The 23,571-nt window shown below is 64.4% G+C and carries 20 protein-coding genes and 1 pseudogene; 12 read left to right on the top strand and 9 right to left on the bottom strand.

Features of this window, described 5'->3' with window-relative positions:
* Positions 1-2: 2 nt before the first annotated feature.
* A complete protein-coding gene (locus B2U07_RS05995; protein ID WP_275545736.1) occupies positions 3-422 on the top strand; it encodes a VOC family protein in 420 nt (139 codons plus the stop codon).
* Between the two features lie 260 nt (positions 423-682).
* On the opposite strand, the gene ggpS is transcribed toward B2U07_RS05995, so the two are convergent.
* From ggpS to phhA, 5 genes are all read right to left on the bottom strand, one after another.
* Positions 683-2,941, bottom strand: a complete 2,259-nt coding sequence (gene ggpS / locus B2U07_RS05990) for a glucosylglycerol-phosphate synthase (RefSeq protein WP_275545735.1) — start codon at positions 2,939-2,941, stop codon at positions 683-685.
* Between the two features lie 116 nt (positions 2,942-3,057).
* A complete protein-coding gene (locus B2U07_RS05985) occupies positions 3,058-4,320 on the bottom strand; it encodes an MFS transporter (RefSeq protein WP_197855305.1) in 1,263 nt (420 codons plus the stop codon).
* Between the two features lie 233 nt (positions 4,321-4,553).
* Complete coding sequence (locus tag B2U07_RS05980) at positions 4,554-5,753, bottom strand: amino acid aminotransferase (protein WP_275545734.1); 1,200 nt, start codon at positions 5,751-5,753, stop codon at positions 4,554-4,556.
* Positions 5,750-6,103: a 4a-hydroxytetrahydrobiopterin dehydratase gene (locus tag B2U07_RS05975; protein WP_024308976.1), complete on the bottom strand. Its 354-nt coding sequence runs from the start codon at positions 6,101-6,103 to the stop codon at positions 5,750-5,752. The genes B2U07_RS05980 and B2U07_RS05975 overlap by 4 nt, the downstream gene beginning before the upstream one ends.
* 140 nt (positions 6,104-6,243) lie before the next feature.
* Positions 6,244-7,029, bottom strand: coding sequence for a phenylalanine 4-monooxygenase (phhA, locus tag B2U07_RS05970; RefSeq protein WP_275545733.1), 786 nt, complete (start codon positions 7,027-7,029; stop codon positions 6,244-6,246).
* A 256-nt stretch (positions 7,030-7,285) separates the two neighbouring features.
* Here phhA and B2U07_RS05965 point away from each other — a divergent pair, with 256 nt between their 5' ends.
* Complete coding sequence (locus tag B2U07_RS05965) at positions 7,286-8,839, top strand: sigma-54-dependent transcriptional regulator (protein WP_275545732.1); 1,554 nt, start codon at positions 7,286-7,288, stop codon at positions 8,837-8,839.
* A 73-nt stretch (positions 8,840-8,912) separates the two neighbouring features.
* Here the strand turns inward: B2U07_RS05965 and B2U07_RS05960 are convergent, their stop codons facing one another.
* Both B2U07_RS05960 and B2U07_RS05955 read right to left on the bottom strand, forming a co-directional pair.
* A complete protein-coding gene (locus tag B2U07_RS05960) occupies positions 8,913-9,473 on the bottom strand; it encodes a nucleoside deaminase (protein WP_275545731.1) in 561 nt (186 codons plus the stop codon).
* 237 nt (positions 9,474-9,710) lie between these two features.
* A complete protein-coding gene (locus tag B2U07_RS05955) occupies positions 9,711-10,598 on the bottom strand; it encodes a LysR substrate-binding domain-containing protein (protein ID WP_115291076.1) in 888 nt (295 codons plus the stop codon).
* A 213-nt stretch (positions 10,599-10,811) separates the two neighbouring features.
* On the opposite strand from B2U07_RS05955, the gene B2U07_RS05950 reads away from it, so the two are divergent.
* The 6 genes from B2U07_RS05950 to B2U07_RS05925 all read left to right on the top strand — a co-directional run bounded on the left by B2U07_RS05950 (position 10,812) and on the right by B2U07_RS05925 (position 17,485).
* Entirely contained in the window at positions 10,812-11,639 is an 828-nt protein-coding gene (locus B2U07_RS05950; RefSeq protein WP_275545730.1) for an FAS1-like dehydratase domain-containing protein, read from the top strand.
* A gap of 81 nt (positions 11,640-11,720) precedes the next feature.
* Positions 11,721-12,884 (top strand): acyl-CoA dehydrogenase family protein, encoded by a 1,164-nt coding sequence (locus B2U07_RS05945; RefSeq protein ID WP_275545729.1) that lies wholly within the window; start codon positions 11,721-11,723, stop codon positions 12,882-12,884.
* 10 nt (positions 12,885-12,894) lie between these two features.
* Positions 12,895-14,250 carry an MmgE/PrpD family protein gene (locus B2U07_RS05940; protein WP_275545728.1) on the top strand — a complete coding sequence of 452 codons (1,356 nt, stop codon included), beginning with the start codon at positions 12,895-12,897 and terminating at the stop codon, positions 14,248-14,250.
* Between the two features lie 138 nt (positions 14,251-14,388).
* Positions 14,389-15,588: a CaiB/BaiF CoA transferase family protein gene (locus B2U07_RS05935; protein ID WP_275545727.1), complete on the top strand. Its 1,200-nt coding sequence runs from the start codon at positions 14,389-14,391 to the stop codon at positions 15,586-15,588.
* Positions 15,588-16,415: an HpcH/HpaI aldolase/citrate lyase family protein gene (locus tag B2U07_RS05930; RefSeq protein WP_275545726.1), complete on the top strand. Its 828-nt coding sequence runs from the start codon at positions 15,588-15,590 to the stop codon at positions 16,413-16,415. The genes B2U07_RS05935 and B2U07_RS05930 overlap by 1 nt, the downstream gene beginning before the upstream one ends.
* Positions 16,416-16,489: 74 nt before the next feature.
* Positions 16,490-17,485 carry a TRAP transporter substrate-binding protein gene (locus B2U07_RS05925; protein ID WP_275545725.1) on the top strand — a complete coding sequence of 332 codons (996 nt, stop codon included), beginning with the start codon at positions 16,490-16,492 and terminating at the stop codon, positions 17,483-17,485.
* A gap of 189 nt (positions 17,486-17,674) precedes the next feature.
* On the opposite strand, the gene B2U07_RS05920 is transcribed toward B2U07_RS05925, so the two are convergent.
* On the bottom strand, positions 17,675-18,610 hold the full coding sequence (locus tag B2U07_RS05920) for a hydroxymethylglutaryl-CoA lyase (RefSeq protein WP_275545724.1): 936 nt from the start codon (positions 18,608-18,610) through the stop codon (positions 17,675-17,677).
* Positions 18,611-18,710: 100 nt separating this feature from the next.
* Positions 18,711-19,913, bottom strand: coding sequence for a CaiB/BaiF CoA transferase family protein (locus tag B2U07_RS05915; RefSeq protein ID WP_275545723.1), 1,203 nt, complete (start codon positions 19,911-19,913; stop codon positions 18,711-18,713).
* A 168-nt stretch (positions 19,914-20,081) separates the two neighbouring features.
* Between B2U07_RS05915 and B2U07_RS05910 the strand changes: the two genes are divergently transcribed.
* The 4 genes and pseudogenes from B2U07_RS05910 to dctM form a co-directional block, all read left to right on the top strand.
* On the top strand, positions 20,082-21,002 hold the full coding sequence (locus B2U07_RS05910) for a LysR family transcriptional regulator (RefSeq protein WP_041979976.1): 921 nt from the start codon (positions 20,082-20,084) through the stop codon (positions 21,000-21,002).
* Between the two features lie 118 nt (positions 21,003-21,120).
* Positions 21,121-22,140, top strand: coding sequence for a TRAP transporter substrate-binding protein (locus B2U07_RS05905; protein WP_275545722.1), 1,020 nt, complete (start codon positions 21,121-21,123; stop codon positions 22,138-22,140).
* Between the two features lie 150 nt (positions 22,141-22,290).
* A complete protein-coding gene (locus B2U07_RS05900; RefSeq protein ID WP_197855320.1) occupies positions 22,291-22,917 on the top strand; it encodes a TRAP transporter small permease in 627 nt (208 codons plus the stop codon).
* Positions 22,917-23,571: pseudogene (gene dctM / locus B2U07_RS05895) on the top strand (C4-dicarboxylate TRAP transporter large permease protein DctM); the annotation flags it as partial. The gene B2U07_RS05900 and the pseudogene dctM, both read left to right, overlap by 1 nt.

Here is a 23,571-nt window from a genome sequence, read left to right as displayed (position 1 = left end):
CGATGAAGATACATGCCTATCTGATGTTCGACGGCCAGTGCGAGGAAGCCTTCAATTTCTATGCCGAGCTGCTGGGCGGCAAGCTGGAGCTGATGCGCTTCGGCGAAAGCCCTGATGCTGGCGAGGTACTGCCGGAGTTTCACGACCGGGTGATGCATGTGTGCCTGACGGCGGGTGACCAGGTCCTGATGGCCTCGGACACCATCCCGCAGTATCCGCACGAGGGGATCAAGGGCTGCTCGATTTCCCTGCAGGTGGATAATGTGCCGGAGGCCGAGCGCCTTTACGAAGCGCTGTCGGCCGGTGGCGAGGTGCAGATGGAGCTGCAGGCCACCTTCTGGGCGACCCGCTTCGCCATGCTCACCGACCGCTTCGGCGTGCCGTGGATGATCAATTGCGTGATCGATAGCCAGCAGGGCTGATAGCGAGCCTTGAGCGTAGCCCGGATGCGATCCGCGGGCTCTCGTTCGCGGCTGAAACGGAATGCCGCCCAGCCGCTCCAACAGGCTTTGCTCCATGTAGGGCGGGTGCAACCCGCCAGAGATGGTGGCGGGTTTCACCCGCCCTACGGGCTGGCGCGGATGTAGTTCGGTGAAAAGTGGGATCGGGTGGCTTCGCGGCTGAAGCCGCTCCTACCCAACTATTAGTCTGTAGGAGCGGCTTCAGCCGCGAACGCTGTTTTTCAGCCCACCAGCGTCAGCGGTTCGCGCTCTTCCTCTACCTGCACGCCGGCGAGGAAGTCCTCGCCCCAACGGCGGATGTCGTTGAAGCAAACGATATCGAACAGCTCGCGCAGACGCGCCTGGGCCTCGCTCTTGGGCAGGTTCAGCGCCAGGTAGCAGGTCTGCGCCAGGTCGGCCGGGTCGTGCGGATTGGTCAGCAACGCGCCCTTGAGCTCAGCCGCTGCACCGGCGAACTCCGACAGCACCAGTACACCGCGCCCGCCCAGCAGGCCTTGCGCGGCGACGAACTCCTTGGCCACCAGGTTGAGGCCGTCACGCAGTGGGGTGATCCACATGACGTCGGCCATGGCGTACCAGGCGCTGACTTCCTCGAACGGCAGGCTGCGGAAGAAGAACTGCAGCGGTGTCCAGCCGACGCGGGCGAAGCGTCCGTTGATGCGCCCCACGGCCTGTTCGATTTGCGTCTGCAGCTCGTCGTATACCGTCATTTCGCGTGCTGCCGGCACGCACACGGTGACCAGGGTGACCTTGCCGAGCAGCTCGGGGTTGTCGTCGAGCAGGCGCTCATAGGCGTTGAGCTTTTCCAGAATGCCTTTGGTGTAATCGAGGCGCTCGACCGCGAGAATCAGCTTCACGCCCTTCATCTCTTCGCGCAGCTGGCCCATCAGTTCCTTGATCTTCGGTGCCTCCAATGCGTTGCGCACGCGGTCGATGTCGAGGCCTACCGGGTGTGCGCCGAGCTTGACCTGGCGTGTACCGGTATCCAGCGCCGTGGTCATGCGCTCCAGGCCCACGGCGCAACCATAGGTGATGAAGCGCGGGGCGCAGCTCTGCCGTTCCAGGGTCTTGAGTGGGAACACACCGCGGGCGACGTCGACGAAGTTCTCCACCTGACGCGGGATATGGAAACCGATGTAGTCGCATTGCAGCAGGCTGCCAATGATCTGCCGGCGCCAGGGCAGCACATTGAACACGTCGGCCGAGGGGAAGTAGGTGTGGTGGAAGAAGGCGATGCGAAGATCCGGGCGCAGCTCGCGCAGGTAGGCCGGCACCATCCACAGGTTGTAGTCGTGCAACCAGACGATGGCGCCCTCGGCGGCTTCCAGCGCGGTGCGTTCGGCGAAGGCGCGGTTGACCTTTAGGAACACCAGCCAGTCGTCTTCGTTGAAGGTGGCGCGCTCCCAGAAGGTGTGCAGGGTGGGCCAGAAGGCTTCCTTGGAGAAGCGCTTGTAGAAGATGTCCACATCCTCCTTGCTCAGCTTGACCCGCGCGGCGGTGAGCTTGGGATAGCGCTCGGCGTCCACCGTGGTGTGGCTGTCGAACGGCTCGTCGCCGTCCTCGTGCACGGCCCAGGCGACCCAGGAGCCGGGCTGGCCGTCACCGAAGAAGCTGAGCAGGGTGGGGATGATGCCGTTGGGCGAGGTGGGACGGCGGCGCTGCAACTTGCCATCGGCGCCTCGGTATTCCTCATAAGGCAGGCGATGGTAGACCATCACCAGCTCGGCCTTGCCCGGCTGGGCGGCCTGGCGCCGTTCGGCAGCGATGCCGTGCTCGCCGAGAAAACCGAAATGGGCGAAGGCCTCGAGAATCCCGCCGCAGCCTGGGCGGACGGCGTGCAGGGTGCGCGAATGGCTGCGCGTGGCTTCCAGCAGCGCAGCTTCCGACTGGCCGACGCACACGCCGTGGAAGTTGGCGCTGAGCATGGACAAATCATTGAGCGTATCGCCGGCCGCCAGCACCTGATCATGGTCCAGCTCCAGCCAGTCGGCCAGGGCCTGCAGGCTGCTGCCCTTGTTCACGCCTTTGGGCAAAAAATCCAGGTACAGCTCGGCGGAGTAAAGCAGGTCGCAGCCCAGTTCATCGGCGATCTCGCCTAGCGCCGGGTTTGCCGCCTGCTCAGGCGTGCAGAAGTAGGAGCAGCGGCGTGCCTGCGGCACGTCCTGGCGCTCCAGGCCGAACGGCTCGATGGCGCTGGCCACCTGGGTTTCGCCAGGCCAGCGTGCATCGACCACGCTCTGCAGCGGCTGGATCGGTTGCAGGCTGTCGCCATGCACCAGGGTCGCGCCGACGTCGGCGACGATATAGTCCGGCTGCGGCAGCGTCGGGTCGGCCAGCAGCGGCAGCACCGCTTCCAGGCTGCGCCCGGTGACGTAGGCGAGCTTGATCTCGGGGTGGGCGGCGATGGTCTGGTAGAGGCTCAGGCGGTCTTCGGGATCGCCGGCGAGAAAGGTTCCATCCAGGTCGGTGGCTAATAGCATCGTGTTTCTCCAGAAGTGGCCAATGCGGTGCGCGTCGATGACGGGCGGCCGACCGGCCGGGTTCTGGCTGCTTGGGGTAGGCTCGGGGCCTTGCCGAAACAGCCATCCTTAGGTGTTCAGGAGGCGTGGGGGAAAGGTTCCTCCGTGGCTTCTTGGTCTTGCGCTGGCGCATCGGGCATCAGCTCCAGCACCGTGGGGCTGGTGCGTAGCATCGGCACGAAATGCGCGGCGTCGCCGCTGACCAAATCGCTGACATGGCGCAGCCGGTAAAAGGTGTAGGCAGCCAGCAGGCCGAGGGTGCTGGCGAAGTACAGCGGCAGCGCGCTGGCGCCCAGTTGTTCCATCAACACGCCGGCCAGCAACGGCCCGCACACCGAGCCGATGCCATTGACCATCAGCAGGCTGGCGGAGCCGGAGAGAATCTCGTCTGCGTGCAACTGGTCGATCAGCTGCGCTACGGCGATAGGGTAGATGGCGAAGGCCAGGCCGCCCCAGATGAAGATCGCGCCGAGTAGCAGGGGCCCTGCCGGCAGCAGGCTCATGATCAGCGCAAGGACGACCGCCAGCACCACCACCCAGAGCAGCACCTGGCGCCGGTCGCGGCGATCCGAATAGATGCCGATGGGCCATTGCAGCAGCGCGCCGCCGAGAATGGTGGCGGTCATCAGCAGGCCGACTCCGGACGTATCGAAGCCGGCAAGGCTGGCATAGACCGGCGCCATTCCCCAGAAGCCACCCATCGCCAGGCCTGACAGGCCAGCGGCGATGATCGCCAGCGGGGCGATCCGCCACAGTTGGCGCAGGTTGGTCGGCGGCGACTCGGGCAGTGTCGGTTGTGCCTGGCGGGTGAGCGTGATGGGCATCAGCGCGGCGCTGATCAAGATGGCGGCGATGGCGAACAGGGTGAATTGCACCGGGTCGGCCAGATGCAGCAGTTGCTGTGCCAGCGCCAGGGCGCCGAGGTTGACCGCCATGTACACGGCGAATACCTGGCCGCGTTTCTCGTTGGGTGCCTGGGCGTTGAGCCAGCTCTCGATGACCATGTACAGCGTCACCAGCCCCAGGCCATAGAGCACGCGTAACAGCAGCCAGACCCAGGGATCGATCAACAGCAAATGGAGCAGGGCAGCGATGGCGGCCAGGGCGGCGCAACAGGCGAACGCGCGAATGTGCCCGATGCGCCTGACCAGCGGCGTCGCCAGCCAGGTGCCGAGGAGGAACCCGACGAAGTACCCGGACATTATCAGGCCGAGCATCGTGGTGGAGTAGCCTTCGGCGACGCCACGCAGGGTCAGTAGGGTGTTGAGCAGACCATTGCCAAGCAGGAGTAACGCGACCCCGCTCAGCAGTGAACTGATAGGGGCAATGAGAGACCACATGCGAACTACCCTAGGGAACTGTGCCCCTCATGGCAAGCACGAAGCACGCCATGATATTTGCGTTTCGCTTGTAAGTAATTGATTTTAAAGTGTTATTTTTAATGATAAACGGTGGGTCAATTTTTCTGCGGTAAAAATTGCCCGATCATGGTGCCTCGCTTGCCACGCGAAGGCCGCACCATAGCCGGGAAGAGGACAGGCGGCAGGTGATAAAGGCCCGCCGCCTGCCTGTTTCAGTTCACGCAGACTCGGGCAATGGCTGCAGCCAGTTGATCCAGCCGGTTGCCATCCAGCCCGGCGACGTTGGCGCGGCCGCTGCCGACCATGTACACGCTGAACTCCTCGCGCAGGCGTTGCACCTGCAGCGGCGACAGCCCGGTGTAGGAGAACATGCCGCGCTGTTCGGCGATATGCGCGAAACGCTCGTTCAGCCCGTGCGGCGCAAGTGCTTCGACCAGGCCACGGCGCAGGCTGGCCACGCGCAGACGCATACTTTCCAGTTCGTCCAGCCAGAGGCCTTTCAGCTCGTCGTCGCCGAGGATCTGCGCCACCACTGCAGCGCCATGGGCGGGCGGGGTCGACCACAGGTTGCGGGCGATGGAGGCCAGCTGGCTGCGGATGTCGATGAGTTTCTCGGCGTTGCCGGCGCAGACGATCAGGGCGCCGGTGCGCTCGCGATAAAGGCCGAAGTTCTTCGAGCAGGAGCTGGTGATCAACAGCTCCGGCAGTTCGGCGGCGAACAGGCGCACGGCCCAGGCATCCTCCTCCAGGCCGTCGCCAAAGCCCTGGTAGGCGAAGTCGATCAGCGGCAGCAGTTCGCGCGCTTTGACCACTTCCAGCACGCGCTTGAAGTCGCGCGGGGTGAGATCGAAGCCGGTGGGGTTGTGGCAGCAGGCATGCAGCAGCACCACGTCGCCCTTGGGCAGGTGGGCCAGTGCCGCGATCATCGCTTCCACGTCGAGGCGGTTGTCGGCGCCGACGTAGGGATAGTGGCCGACCTTGAGCCCGGCTTCGGCGAACAGGGTTTCATGGATCGGCCAGGTCGGATCGCTCAGCCAGATGCCGCGTCCCGGCAGGCAGTGGCGGATGAAATCGCCCACCAGGCGCAGCGCACCGGTACCACCGGGTGTTTGTGTGGCAGCGGCGCGCTGCTCGGCCAGCAGCGGCGAGTTGGCCCCCAGCACGAGCTGGCTCAGGCGCTCGCCGAACGCCGCGTCGCCATGGCCACCGACATAGGTCTTGGTCTGTTCGAGGTCGATCAGGCGCTGCTCGGCCAGTTTCACCGCGCGCGGAATCGGCGTCAGGCCCTGGGCGTCCTTGTACACGCCGACGCCAAGGTCCAGGCGCGCCGGGTTGCTGTCCAGGCGATAGGCTTCCATCAGGCTGAGGATGGGGTCGCCCGGTACGCGGGCGACCTGGTCGAAGTGACTCACTTGCGGCCCTCGGCGCTGGCGGCGAGCACGTCGGTGCGCGCGGCCATGATGAAGTCGTTGCGGTGCAGGCCGCGCATTTCGTGGCTCCACCAGGTGACGGTGACCTTGCCCCATTCGGTGAGCAGTGCCGGATGGTGGCCAACCTCTTCGGCGATGGCGCCAACGGCATTGGTAAAGGCCAGGGCATGGCGGAAGTTCTTGAACAGGTACACGCGCTCCAACTCCATATGATCGCCACGCACCTCGATGTTCCAGTCGGGGATCTCGCGGATCAGCTCGGCCAGTTCTTCATCGGACACTTTCGGCGCATCGGCGCGGCAGGCTTCGCATTGGGCTTGGGCAAGACTCATGGGGGTTCTCCTGAATAGATTTTCGTAGGGTGGAAAACCGCGAAGCGTTTTCCACCGCAATGGTCAAAGGGAAGATAGCGTGAACCATTTGCCCTCTCCCCCGACCCCTCTCCCATAAATGGGCGAGGGGAGTTGAAGGGCTACGCGGCTTTCGGCGGAAATTTCGGTGCATGCAGGCCCATCTGCATGGCCTTGTGCACCAGCGCCATGATGTCTTCGTGAGCCAGCTCGAACAGGCGCTTGAGCTCGGGTAGGACGAAGTACACTGGTTGCAGGATATCGATGCGATACGGCGTGCGCATTGCGTCCAGTGCGTCGAAGGGCTGGTGCTCGGGCACGTCGGACAGGGCGTAAAGGGTTTCCTTCGGCGAGGAGAGGATGCCGCCGCCATAGATGCGCCGGCCGGCCGGTGTGTCGAGCAGGCCGAACTCGATGGTCAGCCAGTACAGCCGCGCCAGGTAGACGCGCTCTTCCTTGCTCGCCTTGAGACCGAGCTTGCCGTAGGTGTGAGTGAATTTGGCGAACCAGGGGTTGGTCAGCATCGGGCAATGGCCGAAGATCTCGTGGAATATGTCCGGCTCCTGCAGGTAATCCAGCTCCTCGGGCGTGCGAATGAAGGTGGCGACGGGAAACTGCTTGCTGGCCAGCAGCTCGAAGAAGGTCTGGAAGGGGATCAGCGCCGGCACCCGCGCCACGCGCCAGCCGGTGGTGGATTCGAGCACACGGTTGATCTCACCGAGCTGCGGAATGCGCTCCATGGGCAAGCCGAGTTGCTCGATACCGTCCAGATATTTCTGGCAGGCGCGGTTCTGGATCACCTCCAGCTGACGGGTGATCAGGGTATTCCACACCTGATGCTCGCTTTCCGGGTAAAGGATAAAGCCGCTGTCGTCCGGTTCCCGGGCCAGGTATTGCGTACTCTTCATCGCTGCCTCCTTCAGGGGGCTGTTGTTCTTGTCTTGGACACAGATTTACCCCGCCCGCGTGATCGACGGCAGGCCCTAAGCGCGCACCTGCGCAGTAGCTGAAAGGAAAACTGTAAAGTTTGGATTACGATTCGGCCGAAGCGGCCAGTTATCGCCTTGCCGTTATGCTGAGGTGTCACATATTCTTGACGAAAATTACGCCGCTCAGTCGACTTTTCCGGGTGGCCCTATAACAAGAAAACCAAGAGACCGAGCCATGCGTATCAAGGTCCACTGCCAGAACCGTGTCGGCATCCTGCGTGACATCCTCAACCTGCTGGTCGACTACGGCATCAACGTCGCCCGTGGCGAAGTCGGGGGCGAGCAGGGCAACGCCATCTACCTGCACTGCCCGAATCTGATCAACCTGCAGTTCCAGTCGCTCAGACCAAAGTTCGAGGCCATTGCCGGCGTATTCGGCGTCAAGCGTGTCGGACTGATGCCCAGCGAGCGGCGCCATCTGGAGCTTAATGCGCTGCTCGGTGCGCTGGATTTCCCGGTGCTGTCCATCGACATGGGCGGCAGCATCGTCGCGGCCAACCGCAGCGCAGCGCAGTTGCTCGGCGTGCGTGTGGACGAGGTACCGGGCATGGCCTTGTCGCGCTACGCCGAGGATTTCGATTTGCCCGAACTGGTGCGCGCCAACAAGACGCGGATCAACGGCTTGCGGGTGAAGATCAAGGGCGATGTGTTTCTCGCCGATATCGCGCCGCTGCAGAATGAGCACGACGACAGCGAGGCACTGGCCGGCGCGGTGCTGACCCTGCATCGCGCCGACCGCGTTGGTGAGCGTATCTACCATGTGCGCAAGCAGGAGCTGCGTGGCTTCGACTCGATCTTCCAGAGCTCGAAGGTGATGGCGGCAGTGGTCAAGGAGGCGCGGCGCATGGCGCCATTGGATGCACCGCTGCTGATCGAGGGCGAAACCGGCACCGGCAAGGAGCTGCTGGCGCGCGCCTGCCACCTGGCCAGCCCGCGCGGGCAGTCGCCGTTCATGGCGCTCAACTGCGCCGGCCTGCCCGAGTCCATGGCCGAGACCGAGCTGTTCGGCTACGGCCCCGGCGCCTTCGAGGGCGCGCGCCCGGAAGGCAAGCTCGGGCTGCTGGAACTGACTGCGGGCGGCACCTTGTTTCTCGATGGCGTCGGCGAGATGAGCCCGCGCCTGCAGGCCAAGCTGCTGCGCTTTCTACAGGACGGCTGCTTTCGCCGTGTCGGCAGCGACGAGGAGGTGTATCTGGACGTGCGGGTGATCTGCGCCACCCAGGTCGATCTTTCCGAGCTCTGCGCCCGCGGCGAGTTTCGTCAGGATCTCTATCACCGCCTCAACGTGCTCAGCCTGCACATTCCGCCACTGCGCGAATGCCTCGACGGGTTGGAGCCGCTGGTCGAGCACTTTCTCGATTCCGCCAGCCGGCAGATCGGTTGTGCGCTGCCGAAGCTGGCGCCACAGGCCTTCGAGCGCATGGCCCATTACCACTGGCCGGGCAACGTGCGGCAGCTGGAGAACGTGCTGTTCCAGGCGGTCTCGCTATGCGATGGCGGCACGGTGAAGGCCGAGCACATTCGTCTGCCGGACTACGGCGCGCCGCAGCCGCTCGGTGAATTCTCCGTCGACGGCAGCCTCGACGATATCCTCGGCCGTTTCGAGAAAGCGGTGCTGGAGCGCCTGTTCCGCGACCACCCGAGCAGCCGCCAACTGGGCAAGCGTCTCGGCGTTTCCCATACCACCATCGCCAACAAGCTGCGGCAGCATGGGTTGGGCAAGGAGTAGGCGTAGGTGCGCCGCTGGCCTTGGCTGATGCCCGCAGTTTTTCGGTGCGCACGGCGCACCCTAGGCCACGCGTCTAGCTCACCTGACCGCCGCGCCAGGCCGCTACCACGCGCTCGCGCATTGCGCGGCGGTCCTGCAGGCGGTCGATCATCCGCTCGGCCAGGTCGAGCCAGTAGGGATCGGCCTTGGCCTGCACCACGCAAACCCCGGAGGCAAGATTGGCCCAGGCCGCTGGCAGGCGGTCGTGGCGCAGGGCGAAGCCGCCGTCGCGGTCGCGCGCCAGATAGCGCACGCGGGTGATGCCGGCCAGCAGGATACGGCCATAGCACATCAGGCAGGGTTCGAGGCTGACGTAGAGGGTCAGACCTCGGCGGTCGACCTGCGCATGTTCGTTTTCGAGCTGGTCGAGCACCTGCATCTCGGCGTGGGCGGCGCTGGCGTAGGCCGAGGCGAACACCTGGTTTCGCCCGCTGCACAGCAATTCACCTGCCTCATCCACCAGTAAGGCACCGACCGCGTAGCAGCCATCCTCGATTGCCAGCAGCGCCTGTTCGCAGCACAGCCTGGCCCAGGTGTCATCGACATGAGCGCTGGCGGGCGCCTGTTGCAACAGGGCCAGATGCTCGGGGTTCATGGCGTCTCCAGGGCCGGCGAAGTGTTGCCGGAGTATGGCCTGCCATTGGTCCGGTGCCCTACGACCTTGGTGCAATAGGCAGGGTGGGGCTGCGCGGCGACACTGAGCACGTCCCGATCATCCTGCGTGATATGGGTGCAAGCGTTTCCGCATTCCTCTCGGGGAATGCCTTGAATGGGCGGGCGACCAATTGGTCGCCCTTTTTTTGTCCCCGGCTTCCCTCTCGCCGAGCCTCGCCTAGACGCCCTGATTCAGCCTGTCGATCAGCGCCCGCACGCTCCCCGGCAACGCATCCAGCTCGCGCACCAGCATGCTGCGCTCGCGCACCGCCCAGGCTTCGTCCAGTTGCAGGATCGCCAGCTGCATGGTGCGGCTGTGCCGACGTGCGGCCGACTCGGGAATGATGCCGATACCGACGCCGCCTTCGATCATCCGGCAGATCGCCTCGAAGCTCGATACCTGAATGCGCAGCGCCAGGCTGCCGCCGAGCTTTTCCACCTGTTCGCGCAAGAAACTCAGCAGGGTGCTGCCCTCGTGCAGGCCGATATGTTGGTAGGCAAGGGTGTCGTTGAAACTCACCGATTGCCGCTGTGCCAGCGCATGGCCCAGAGGGACGGCCAGCACCAGGCGGTCGGTGCTGAAGTGCAGCACCTGCAGCCCCGGCGCCTGCACCGGACCGGCGATGATGCCCAGATCCGCCGCGCCATCCAGCACGCCACGAACGATGTCGCGGCTGAGGCGCTCCTGCAGGTCGACGGTGACGCCCGGGCGTTCGGCGAGAAAGCCGGCCAGCACCTCGGGGAGAAATTCGGTCACAGCCGTGGTGTTGGCGAAGATGCGGATATGCCCGGCGGCATCGGTGCCGTATTCGGTGAATTCGCTCTTCAGGTAATCGACCTGGCGCATGATCAGCCGCGCGTGCTGCAACAGGCGCTGGCCGGCCGGGGTCAGCTCGACACCGCGGCTATCGCGGTACAGCAGACGGCTACCGAGCTGGCTTTCCAGTGCCTTGATCCGCGCACTGGCAGCGGCCGGCGAGAGAAACGCTTTGCGCGCGCCCTGGGTCAGGCTGGGCGACTCGGCAATATGGATGAACAGGCGCAGGTCGGGCAGATCGAAATGCATGGGTTCCTCTGCTTCTGTGGGAGGGGCCGGGCGGCGATCCGCTTCAGCCGCGACGCCCTGGCTTCCCCGGAAAACATCGCGGCTAAAGCCCCTCCCAGATAGAAATATGGCGTTCAGCATAACCAAACGCTGGTTTAAATAAATGCGGATTCTCTGAACGCGTGCAGCATCGCATGCTCCAGCTCACACAAGAACCGAGCTGGAACCTGCCCCATGAGTGATTCTGCTTTTTCCGCCTGGATCGGTCGTAGCGAAGAAGTCCACGACCAACTCAGCCGCAATCTGGTCAAGCGCATCGCCGCCACCTTCGGCGAAGCCACGCCGGCCCATGGCGAGGCGTTGCCGCCGCTGTGGCACTGGGCGTTCTTTCAGGAACCGGTCGCCGAGAATGGTCTTGGCGAGGACGGCCATCCAGCGCGTGGGGGCTTCCTGCCGCCGGCGGACAACCGCAACCGCATGTGGGCCGGGGGCCGTGTCGAGTTCATCCAGCCGCTGCGCGTGGGCGGCGAAGCCAGCCGGGTATCGACCATCAAGCACATCGAGGAAAAGCACGGACGCACCGGCGCACTGCTGTTCGTCACGGTGCAGCACGACTACCTGCAGGACGGCCAACTGGCCATCCGCGAAGAGCAAGACATCGTCTACCGCGAGCCCAGCCCGCCCAAGACCAGCAGTGGCGAGCCGCTGGTTGCCGGCGACTGGCGTGAGGCAGTCACACCGTCCAGCACGCTGCTGTTTCGCTACAGCGCAGCGACCTTCAACGGCCACCGAATCCATTACGACTGGCCCTATGTCACCGAGACCGAGGGTTACAGCGGCCTGGTGGTACACGGCCCATTGATCGCCACCCTGAACCTGCGTGCCTTCTGCCGCGCCAACCCGCAGGTGCGCGTGCGCCGCTTCGCCTACCGCGGCCTGCGCCCGCTGATCGCGCCACAGCCGTTCGAGGTGGGCGGGCGCATCGACGGGGACGGCCATGCCGAACTCTGGGCAGGCAACGAAGCCGGCCTGGCGCAACGCGCCGAGGTGCAGTTCGACTGACTTTGTAGCCCGGATGCAATCCGGGAAATCGCTCCCCGGATTGCATCCGGGCTACGGCAATGCCTGAATCGAGGAACACCGATGAACGCTTATAACAACGAAGAACTCAACGCCATCCGCGAAGGCGTGCGCGCGCTCTGTGCGGAATTCCCCGCCGAATACTGGCGCAAGATCGATGAGGAACAGGGCTTTCCGGAGGCCTTCGTCTCGGCCATGACCGAGGCCGGCTGGCTGTCTGCGATGATCCCGGAAGAGTACGGCGGCTCGGGTCTGGGCCTGGCCGAGGCCTCGGTGATCCTCGAGGAGGTCAACCACTGCGGCGGCAACTCCGGCACCATCCACGGGCAGATGTACAACATGTTCACCCTGCTGCGTAACGGCAGCGAGGAGCAGAAGCGCTATTACCTGCCCAAGCTGGCCAGCGGCGAACTGCGCCTGCAATCGATGGGCGTCACCGAGCCGACCACCGGCACCGACACCACCAAGATCAAGACCACCGCCGTGCGCCAGGGCGACAAGTACGTGATCAACGGGCAGAAGGTGTGGATCTCCCGCGTTCAGCACTCTGACTTGATGATCCTGCTGGCGCGCACCACGCCGCTGGCCGAGGTGCAGCGCAAGTCCGAAGGCATGTCGATCTTCCTGGTCGACCTGCGCGAGGCCATCGGAAACGGCCTGACCGTGCAGCCGATCGCCAACATGGTCAACCACGAAACCAACGAGCTGTTCTTCGACAACCTGGAAATCCCCGCCAGCAGCCTGATCGGCGAAGAAGGCAAGGGGTTCCGCTACATCCTCGATGGCCTCAATGCCGAGCGCACGCTGATCGCTGCCGAGTGTATCGGCGACGGTCGCTGGTTTATCGAGAAGTCCGCGCAGTACGCCCGCGATCGCGTAGTGTTCGGCCGGCCCATCGGCCAGAACCAGGGCGTGCAGTTCCCCATCGCCGAGGCGCATATCGAGATCGAGGCCGCCGACCTGATGCGCTGGCGCGCCTGCGAGGAATACGACGCCGGGCGCAACGCCGGAGCGGCGGCGAACATGGCCAAGTACCTTGCGGCCAAGGCCAGTTGGGAGGCGGCCAACGCTTGCCTGCAGACCCACGGTGGCTTCGGCTTCGCCAACGAATACGACGTCGAGCGCAAGTTCCGCGAGACCCGCCTGTACCAGGTGGCACCGATCTCCACCAACCTGATCCTGAGCTACGTGGCCGAGCATTTGCTCGAACTGCCCCGTTCCTTCTGAGGCCGCGACCATGAGCAAGCACACTCAACAACTGGCTGCGTTCCTCGCGGAACTGTCCTACGAGCAGATTCCCGAGCACGTACTGAATCGCACCGAAGACCTGTTCCTCGACTGGCTCGGTTCGGCTCTGGCTAGTGAAGGCGCGCGGCCGATCCCGCTATTCGAGGCCTATGCGCAGAAGATGGGCCCGGCCGATGGCCCGGCGCGCATCCTGGTCAATGGCCGCGGCACCTCGGCGTATTTCGCCGCGCTGGTCAACGGCGCGTCGTCGCACCTGGTGGAGCAAGACGACCTGCACAACAGCTCGGTGCTGCACCCGGCCACGGTGGTCTTCCCGGCGGCCCTGGCAGCGGCGCAGGATCTCGGCAAGTCCGGTCGCGAGCTGCTGCTAGCCTCGGTGGCCGGCTACGAGGCGGGCATTCGCATCGGCGAATTCCTCGGTCGCTCGCATTACCGCATCTTCCACACCACGGCGACGGTGGGCACCCTGGCCGCTGCGGTGGCCGTGGGCAAGCTGCTGAACTTCGACAAACAGCAGTTCGTGCATCTGCTCGGCAACGCCGGCACCCAGGCTGCCGGGCTCTGGGAGTTCCTGCGTGACGCCGCCGACTCCAAGCAGTTGCACACCGCCAAGGCAGCGGCTGATGGCTTGCTAGCCGCCTACTTCACCGCGCAAGGCCTGACCGGCGCGCAGAACATTCTCGAAGGCGAGCAGGGCATGGCTGCGGGCATGTCCAGCGACGCCAATCCAGCCGCGTTGTCCGACCGTCTCGGCAGCCGCTGGGCGCTGGTGGAAACCTCGTTCAAGTTCCACGCCTCCTGCCGGCATACGCATCCGGCTGCCGATGCGCTGCTCGACCTGATGCAGCGTGAAGGCCTGCGTCATGGCGATATCGCTCAGGTCGTCACTCATGTGCACCAGGGCGCCATCGACGTGCTTGGCCGCGTAGTGGTGCCGCAGACCGTGCACCAGGCCAAGTTCTCCATGGGCACGGTGCTGGGTCTGATCGCCGTGCATGGCAAGGCGCAGCTCACCGAATTCGCCAACCTGTCGTTGACCGATGCCGACGTCGCGGCCTTCCGCGACAAGGTCAGCATGCGTCTCGAACCCGAGGTCGATGGTGCCTATCCGGCTCGCTGGCTGGGCCGGGTCGAGGTCGTCACGGTCGACGGTCGCACCCTGCATGGCGCCATCGACGAGCCCAAGGGCGATCCCGGCAACACCCTCAGTCGCGCCGAGCTGGAAGACAAGTTCCGTCGCCTGTTGGCCTTCGCCGGCAAGCGCAGCAGCGACGATGCGGGTGTGCTGATCGAGCGGGTCTGGCGCCTGCGCGAAACCGATGACCTGAGCCACCTGACTCTGTAGGAGCGGATTTATCCGCGAAGACGTAAGCCAACCCCACGCAACTGTAGCGCCTGACGCATTGCTTTCGCGGATAAAGCGGTACGCCGCCCGCCGCTCCTACAAGGATGCTCTTGCGTTTGGGTAAATGAGGTTTTCGACATGATTCACAGCAACCCCCGGCCACTGGATGGCATCACCGTGGTCAGCCTGGAACATGCCATCGCTGCGCCGTTCTGCACCCGTCAGCTTGCCGACCTCGGCGCGCGGGTGATCAAGGTCGAGCGCCCCGGCAGTGGCGACTTTGCCCGCGGTTATGACGAGCGCGTCGATGGCCTGGCCTCGCATTTCGTCTGGACCAACCGCTCCAAGGAAAGCCTGACCCTCGACCTCAAGCAGGATGATGCGACGCAGGTGCTCGACAGCCTGCTGGCCAAGGCCGACGTGCTGGTGCAGAACCTGGCGCCGGGCGCCGCTGCGCGCATGGGCCTTTCGTTCGAAGCGCTGCGCGAACGCTTCCCGCAACTGATCGTCTGCGACATTTCCGGCTATGGCGAGGGCGGCCCGTACGAGCAGAAGAAGGCCTATGACCTGCTGATCCAGAGCGAGGGTGGCTTTCTCTCCGTTACCGGTGGACCGGGCGAGGAGGAGATGGCCAAGGCCGGCTGCTCCATCGCCGATATCGCTGCCGGTATGTACGCCTACACCGGCGTGCTGTCAGCGCTGATGCTGCGCGGCAAGACCGGTGTCGGCAGTCGCGTCGATGTGTCGATGCTGGAAAGCCTGGTGGAGTGGATGGGTTACCCGTTGTACTACGCCTACGACGGCGCCACGCCGCCGCCGCGTGCAGGCGCTGCGCACTCGACCATCTACCCATACGGCCCGTTCCCGGCTGGCGACGGCGGTACGGTAATGCTCGGTCTGCAGAACGAGCGTGAGTGGCAGGCGTTCTGCGCCAAGGTGCTGGAGCAGCCTGAACTGGCCAGTGACGAGCGCTTTGCCGCCAACTTCAAACGCTCCGAAAACCGCAGTGAGCTGCGTGCGCTGATCATCGAAGCCTTCTCGCGCATGAGCACGGCGCAGGTGATCGAGCGCCTGGAGCAGGCGCAGATCGCCAATGCCCAGGTCAACGACATGGCCGGCGTCTGGGCTCATCCGCAACTTCAGGCACGCCAGCGCTGGCGCCAGGTCGACAGCCCCAGCGGCAGCTTGCCGGCACTGTTACCGCCAGGGCGCAACAACGCCTTCGAGCCGCGTATGGACGCCATTCCGGCGCTGGGTCAGCACACCGATGGGCTGCTCGCCGAGCTGGGCTATGGCGCGGGTGATATTCAACGCCTGCATCAACAGGGGGCCGTGTGATGAACCATTCCATCATTCGTACCGCGCTGTTCGTACCAGCCAGTAGACCGGAGCGCATTCCCAAGGCGCTTGCCGTTGGCGCCGATGCGGTGATCGTCGACCTGGAAGACGCCGTGCAGGAAAGCCTGAAGGTCGAGGCTCGTGCTCATCTCGATGCCTTTCTCACGGCCAACCCCGAGGCCCGTCTGCTGGTACGCATCAACGCGCCGGAGCATGCCGGCCATGGCGCCGATATCGAGCTGTGCGCACGCCATGCCGGAGTCATCGGCGTGCTCTTGCCCAAGGTGGAGTGCGCTGCTCAGGTTGCCCGCGTTGCCACTTGTGGCAAGCCGGTTTGGCCGATCATCGAGAGCGCAGCGGGGTTGTTGGAGCTGCCGTCCATCGCACGGGCCTCGGGCGTCGAGCGGCTGTCCTTTGGCGCGCTCGACCTCGGGCTGGACCTGGGCCTCAGCAGCGGCAGCGCCGCGGCCGACCGCATGCTCGATCAGGCTCGTTACGCCCTGTTGCTGCATTCGCGCACGGCAGGCCTGGCGGCGCCGCTGGACAGTGTGTTCCCCGCCATCGAAGACCGCGACGGTCTCGCCCGCACTGCGCGCGATGCCCGCGACATGGGCTTCGACGGTTTGCTGTGCATCCACCCCAAACAGGTGGAGGTCGTCCATCGCGCGTTGCTCCCGGCCGAGGAGGAATTGGCCTGGGCGCGCCGCGTGATGAAGGCGGCCAGCAGCGGCGAAGGCGTTTTCGTGGTCGACGGCCAGATGGTCGACGCCCCGGTGCTGGGCCGCGCCCAGCGACTGCTGCAACGCGCTGGCGAGAGCCCGGCCTGAATACCGGCCGGCGGCATTGCGCCACCGGCCATTTCGTCCCACGTACCGACCTACAAAAACAATGAGGTAACGTCATGTTCAAACTCACCGCCAAGGCGCTGGCCTGCGCCGCCATCCTCTCCTGTGCCGGCCTGGCACAGGCGGCCGATGAGCCCATCCTCATCAAGTTCGCCCATGTGGTGGCGGACAACACGCCCAAGGGACAGGGCGCGCTGTTGTTCAAGAAACTGGCCGAGGAGCGCCTTCCTGGGCGGGTCAAGGTCGATGTCTACCCCAACTCCTCGCTGTTCGGTGATGGCAAGGAAATGGAGGCACTGCTGTTAGGCGAGGTGCAGATGCTGGCGCCGTCGCTGGCCAAGTTCGAGCAGTACGCCAAACCGGTGCAGATCTTCGACCTGCCATTTCTGTTCGACAACATGGAGGCGGTCGATCGCTTCCAGGCCAGCCCAGAGGGGCGCGGCCTGCTGACCTCCATGGAGGACAAGAACATCACTGGCCTGGCCTACTGGCACAACGGCTTGAAGGTGATGTCGGCCAACAAGCCGCTGCGCGAACCGTCCGACGCCCGTGGTCTGAAATTCCGTGTGCAGGCCTCTGCCGTACTCGAGGAACAGTTCAAGGCGGTACGCGCCAACCCGCGCAAGATGAGCTTCGCCGAGGTCTATCAGGGGTTGCAGACCGGCGTGGTCAACGGCACCGAGAACACCTGGTCGAACTACTACAGCCAGAAGGTGCACGAGGTGCAGAAGTACATGACCGAGTCCGATCACGGCCTGATCGACTACATGGTGATCACCAACACCAAGTTCTGGAAGGGCCTGCCGGATGACGTGCGCAGCGAACTGGAAACCATCATGGCCGAGGTATCCGTCGAGGTGAACAAGCAAGCTGATGACTTGAACCGCAAGGCCAAGCAGGACATCGCCAAGGCCGGTACCACCGAGATCATCGAGCTGACCCCGCAGCAGCGCGCCGAATGGCGTGAGGCCATGCGCCCGGTGTGGAAGAAATTCGAGCAGGAGATCGGCGCCCAGCTGATCCAGGCGGCGGAGAAGTCCAACCAGCAGTGATGTTGTGCTGCAAACGAAAAAGCCCGGTGCTTGCACCGGGTTTTTTGTCGCGGCTAAAGCCCCTCCCACAACATTGGAAGGGCGTAGCCTTTTGGGTAGGCGATGGGGATATGGCTAAAGCCGCACGCCCTCCCTCAGAACCGCGTCATCCTGTGGGAGGGGCTTTAGCCGCGATTTGGTAGCCGAGCCTTAGAGCCCGGCTTCCTGCATCCACTTCGGCTTGGGATAGCGGCGATCGGATTTGCCGGCCTTGAGGATGGCGCCGGGTACGTCGTGGCCGATCAGGCCGGGCAGGGTGGCGGCTGTTTCGAGCAGGGCGTCGAGGTTCACCCCCGTCTCCAAACCCATGCGCTGGAACATATGCACCAGGTCCTCGGTGCAGATATTGCCGCTGGCGCCCGGCGCGTAAGGGCAGCCGCCAAGACCGCCGAGGGAGGCGTCGAAGCGATCGATGCCGGCATTCAGCGCCGCCAGGGCATTGGCCAGGCCCATGCCGCGGGTGTTGTGAAAATGCGCGGTGAACACCGCTTCCGGCCAGCGCCGCAGTGACTCGCGGCAGATGCGCTCGACCTGCGCCGGATCAGCCATGCCGGTGGTGTCGCACAAGGTCACGCCCTGCACGCCGATTGCCAGCAGGCGCTCGGTCAGCTCATGCACGCGGGCCTCGGGTACCTCGCCCTCGAAGGGGCAGCCGAAGGTGGTTGACAGCGAGGCGTTGATAAATACGCCGCTGCCACGGGTGACCTCGATGATCTCGGCGAACTGCGCCAACGATTGCTCCGGGGTCATGCGCAGGTTGGCCAGGCCGTGGGTGTCGCTGGCCGACATCACCAGGTTGATCTCGTCCACCTCGCAGGACAGCGCGCGCTCGCAGCCCTTCACGTTGGGCACCAGCACGGTGTATTCGACGCCTGGCACGCGCTGGATACCGCGCATCACTTCCTCGGCATCGCGCAGGTTGGGGATGGCCTTGGGCGAGGTGAAGGAGGTGACCTCGATCTTGGCCAGGCCGGTGTGGGACAGGCGGTCGATCAGGGTGATCTTGTCTTCGGTGGGTACGAAGGAAGCTTCGATCTGGAAGCCGTCGCGGGTGGCGACGTCCTGGATATAAAGGCGTTTGCTCATGGTAATCCTCAGGAGGAGCTGCAAGCCGCAAGCTTCAAGCTACAAGTAAAGGCCCGAAGCCGCTTGCTTGAGGCTTGCCGCTTGAAGCTTGCAGCTGCTTTTAAATAATCCCGCGCTCGCGCAGCCCTGCGACCTGTTCCGCGCTCAGGCCGAGGCCTTCGAGGATGTCGTCGTTGTGCTCTCCGAGCTGCGGGCCGCCGGTGCCGATACGGCCCGGTGTGCGGCTGAGCTTGGGTAGTACGCCTGGCACCTTGAGCGGGCCGACGCTGGTCTGCACCTGCTCGATCATCTGCCGCGCCAGGTAGTGCGGGTCCTGCACGATGTCGGCGGCGGTGTAGGGATAGCCGGCCGGCACGCGCGCGCCCTTGAGTGCTTCGATCACCTCATCGCGGCTGCGCTGGGCAGTCCACTCGGCGATGGCGCCGTCGATCAGTTCGGCGTGCTGGCTGCGTCCGTCGTTCTGCGCCAGGCGCGGGTCGTTACCCAGGTCCTCGCGACCAATCAGGCTCATCAGGCGCTTGTAAATGCTGTCGCCATTGCCGGCGATCAGCACGTAGCTGCCATCGTTGCACGGGTAGGAGTTGGACGGCGTGATACCGGGCAGGGCGCTGCCGGCTGGCTCGCGAACGTAGCCGAAGGCGTCGTATTCGGGGATCAGGCTTTCCATCATGGCGAACACCGACTCGTACAGCGCCACGTCGATCTCCTGGCCTTCGCCGCTGCGCGCCCGCTCCTGCAGGGCCAGCAGCACGCCGATCACGCCGTACAGCGAGGACAGCGAATCGCCGATGCTGATACCGACGCGCACCGGCGCCTGGCCGGGGTAGCCGGAGAGGTGGCGCAGGCCGCCCATGGCTTCGCCAATCACGCCGAAACCGGGCAGGTCGCGGTAGGGGCCGGTCTGCCCATAGCCGGAGATGCGCAGCATGATCAGGCGCGGGTTGATCGCCTTCAGTGCCTCATAACCCAGGCCCCAGCCTTCCAGCGTGCCGGGGCGGAAGTTCTCCACCAGCACGTCGGCCTCGGCCACCAGCTTACGCACGATGTCCTGGGCTTCGGCCTGTTTCAGGTCGAGGGTCAGCGAGCGCTTGTTGCGTGACTGCACGTGCCACCAGAGCGAGGTGCCGTCCTTGATCTTGCGCCATTTGCGCAGCGGGTCGCCGACGCCCGGCGGCTCGATCTTGATCACGTCGGCGCCGAATTCGCCGAGCAGCTTGCTGGCGAAGGGACCGGCGATGAGCTGGCCCATCTCGATCACCTTGAGCCCCTGCAGGGCCATGTTGCTGGTGTTGTGTTGAGTCATGGCTGCACCTGATTTGCCTGTGCGTTTCTCGTGGTGCGCAGAATGGCGCAGCGGCGCGGTGCCGACAATTGCTCAATGGCCAAGCTAGGCTTCGCGTATTGCGAAGTGGCATGCTGTAAATCAGCTTTCTGGCGGCTTCGCTTCGCCAGGCACGAAATGGAGACCTTTATGCGCCGCATCGATTTCGTCACCCTCAAGCTGTTCGTCGCCATCGCCGATGAGCGCAGCCTGACCCGCGCTGCCGAGCGCGAGCACTTGGCCCTGGCGGCGGTGAGCAAGCGCGTCAGCGACCTGGAAAACCAGCTCGGCATCGCGCTGCTCTATCGCCAGCCCAAGGGCGTCGAACTGACTCCGGCCGGCCATGCATTGCTGCACCACGCGCGCAACATGATGGACAACCTCGAACAGCTCAACGCCGACCTCAGTGAGTTCAGTGAAGGGGTCAAGGGCCATGTGCGCATTCACGCCAACACCTCGGCGGTGATCGAATTTCTGCCCGAGGACCTGGCCAGCTTCAGTCGCCTGCACCCGCAGGTGAAGATCGACCTGGAAGAGCGGGTCAGCAGCGAGACCATCCGCGCCGTGCGCGAGGGGCTGACCGATATCGGCATCTTCGCCGGGCATGTGCCGGCCGAGGATCTGCAGGTTTTCACCTACCGTCACGATCAGTTGGTGCTGGTCACCCCGCGCGAGCATCCCCTGGCCGAACGCGACGGCCTGTTCCTGCGCGAGGCGGTGGGCTTCGATTTCATCGGCCTGCAGCAGGACGCTTCCCTGCATAGCCTGCTGCAGCACTCGGCGCACAGCCAGGGCGTGGCCTTGCGCCTGCGCATTCAGGTACGCAGCTTCGAGGCCATTTGCCGGATGATCCATACCGGCATGGGTGTTGGCGTGTTGCCGGATCTGGCAGTGCGTACCTACCTGCCGGCGCTCGATGTGCGGGTGATCCCGCTGCACGATCCCTGGGCTCGGCGTGAGCTCAAGGTGGCGGTACGTAATCAGGACAACCTTTCGCTGACCGCGAAGCAGATGCTCGATCACCTGCGAAACAGTGGCGCGACAGAGGGATATTCAGCACTGCCTTCGTGAATGCCGAAGGCTCGGTTGTTCAAATGTGAATTTCAGCCGGGGGGGCGGCGGAGTAGAGTCCGGGCCAATCGAAGGGGTTTCTCCCTCGACGCTCAGACAAAAACAACAGGAGCCTTCCATGAAGTTTTCTTTCGTCCGTCGTGGCCTAGCCGGTGTGCTCGCCGGTTGCGCACTGCTTGGCGCACTCTCGGCACACGCAGCCGAGTCGCAGCCGACCGCCCCGATCCTGATCAAGTTTTCCCATATCACCGCTGATAGCACGCCGAAGGGCCAGGGCGCGCTGATGTTCAAGAAACTGGTGGAGGAGCGCCTGGCCGGCAAGGTCAAGGTCGACGTCTATGCCAATTCTTCGCTGTATGGCGATGGCAAGGAAATGGAAGCCCTGCTGCTCAACGAAGTGCAGATGCTGGCGCCGGCACCGTCCAAGCTGGAGCAGTACACCAAGCAGCTGCAGCTGTTCGACATGATGTTCCTGTTCGATGACGTGGCCGCCGCGCAGCGTTTCCAGTCCTCGGAAAAGGGCAAGGCACTGCTCAAGTCGATGGAGAGCAAGGGCATCACCGGCCTGGCCTACTGGCTCAACGGCATGCGCCAGCTCACAGCCAACAAGCCGCTGGTCGAGCCAAGCGACGCCCGTGGGCAGAAATTCCGCGTGCAGCCGTCCGATCTGCAGGCCGCGCAGTACAGCGCCCTGCGTGCGGTACCGCGCAAGATGAGCTTCGCCGAGATTTACCAGGGCCTGCAGACCGGCGTGGTCAACGCCCAGGACAACCCCTGGTCGAACATCTACTCGCAGAAGTACTTCGAGGTGCAGAAGTACATGACCGAGTCCAACCATGCCATCGGCAACTACCTGCTGATCACCAATACCCAGTTCTGGAACGGCCTGCCGGCGGACATCCGTAGCGAGCTGGAACAGATCGTCGACGAGGTGACCGTCGAGGTGAACAAGCAGGCCGAAGCGCTGAACGCCGAAGCGCGCCAGGCGATTCTCGATACCGGCAAGAGCGAGATCATCACCCTCACGCCCGAGCAGCGCGCCGCCTGGCGTGACGCCGTGCGCCCAGCGTGGAAGAAGTTCGAGGCCGAGATCGGCACTGATGTGATCGAGGCTGCGCAAGCCGCCAATCAGCAATGAGCCCATGACCGCCTCGGGCCCACGCACCCGGGGCGGTCTTTCATTCGCCGTCGCCTAAGACGGCGTTTGCCAATGACGAATATCGCGCTGGTCCTGGCTCGGTTAGATTCGTCCGACTCCTGACAATCACAAGAACTTCGCGGAGATGCCATGAACGCCTTGCGGCGCGTCTGGGAGCACTTCGAGGAAGGCTTCATTGCCTTTCTCCTGGCGGCCATGACGCTGATCACTTTCGTCTACGTGATCCTCAACAACTTCTACACCCTGTTCTATTGGCTGGGTGACTTCTTCGGCGGTAACGAGGCTCTGCTCGCTATCGGCGACTTCATTCTCGACCTTGCCCAGGCGATGACCTGGAGCAACGCCCTGACCAAGGCCCTGTTCGGCTGGCTGATCTTCTTCGGCCTGGCCTACGGCGTGCGCACCGCCGGCCACATCGGCGTCGACGCCCTGGTCAAACTCGCTCCGCGCGGCGTGCAGCGCGTCATCGGCGTGATCGCCTGCCTGTGCTGCCTGGGCTACGCCGGCCTGATCGCCGTCGGCAGCTTCGACTGGGTCCGCACCCTGTTCATCGCCGGCATCGGCGCCGAAGACCTGGGCCACTACGGCATCCAGCAATGGCATATCGGCATGATCGTGCCGTTCGGCTACGCCATGGTGTTCATCCGTTTCCTGGAAATCCTCGTGCGTATCCTGCGCAACGAGCAGACCGGCCTCGGCCTGGCTGACGAAGCCGCCGATGCGCTGAAAATCAACGAGCACGAGGAGGCCAAATAATGACCGTGCTGTTCCTCTTCCTGCTGCTGTTCCTGCTGATGTTCATCGGCGTGCCGATCGCCGCGTCGCTCGGCCTGGCCGGCTCGATCACCATCATGCTGTTCAGCCCCGACTCGGTGCGCTCGCTGGCGATCAAGCTGTTCGAGACCTCCGAGCACTACACCCTGCTGGCGATCCCGTTCTTCTTGCTGTCCGGTGCCTTCATGACCACCGGTGGCGTGGCGCGTCGCCTGATCGACTTCGCCAACGCCTGCGTCGGCCACATCCGTGGCGGTCTGGCCATCGGTGCGGTACTGGCGTGCATGCTGTTCGCCGCGCTGTCCGGCTCCTCGCCCGCTACCGTAGCGGCAGTGGGCTCGATCGCCATCGCCGGTATGGTGCGCTCCGGCTACCCGCAGGCGTTCGGCGCCGGCATCGTGTGTAACGCCGGCACCCTGGGCATTCTGATTCCGCCGTCGATCGTGATGGTGGTGTACGCCGCCGCTACCGAGCAGTCGGTGGGCAAGCTGTTCATGGCCGGTGTGATTCCCGGTGTGATGCTCGGCCTGGCATTGATGATCGCGATCTACATCGTCGCGCGCATCAAGAAGCTGCCGGCCCTGCCGCGCGCCAGCTTCCGCGAGTGGCTGCGCTCCGCCCGCGAGGCCTTCTGGG

It is taken from the genome of Pseudomonas sp. UBA7530, assembly GCF_002479365.1.
Taxonomy (GTDB): domain Bacteria; phylum Pseudomonadota; class Gammaproteobacteria; order Pseudomonadales; family Pseudomonadaceae; genus Aquipseudomonas.
The sequence above is the reverse complement of the archived record's forward strand: the minus strand, read 5'-3'. Positions and strand labels throughout refer to the sequence as shown.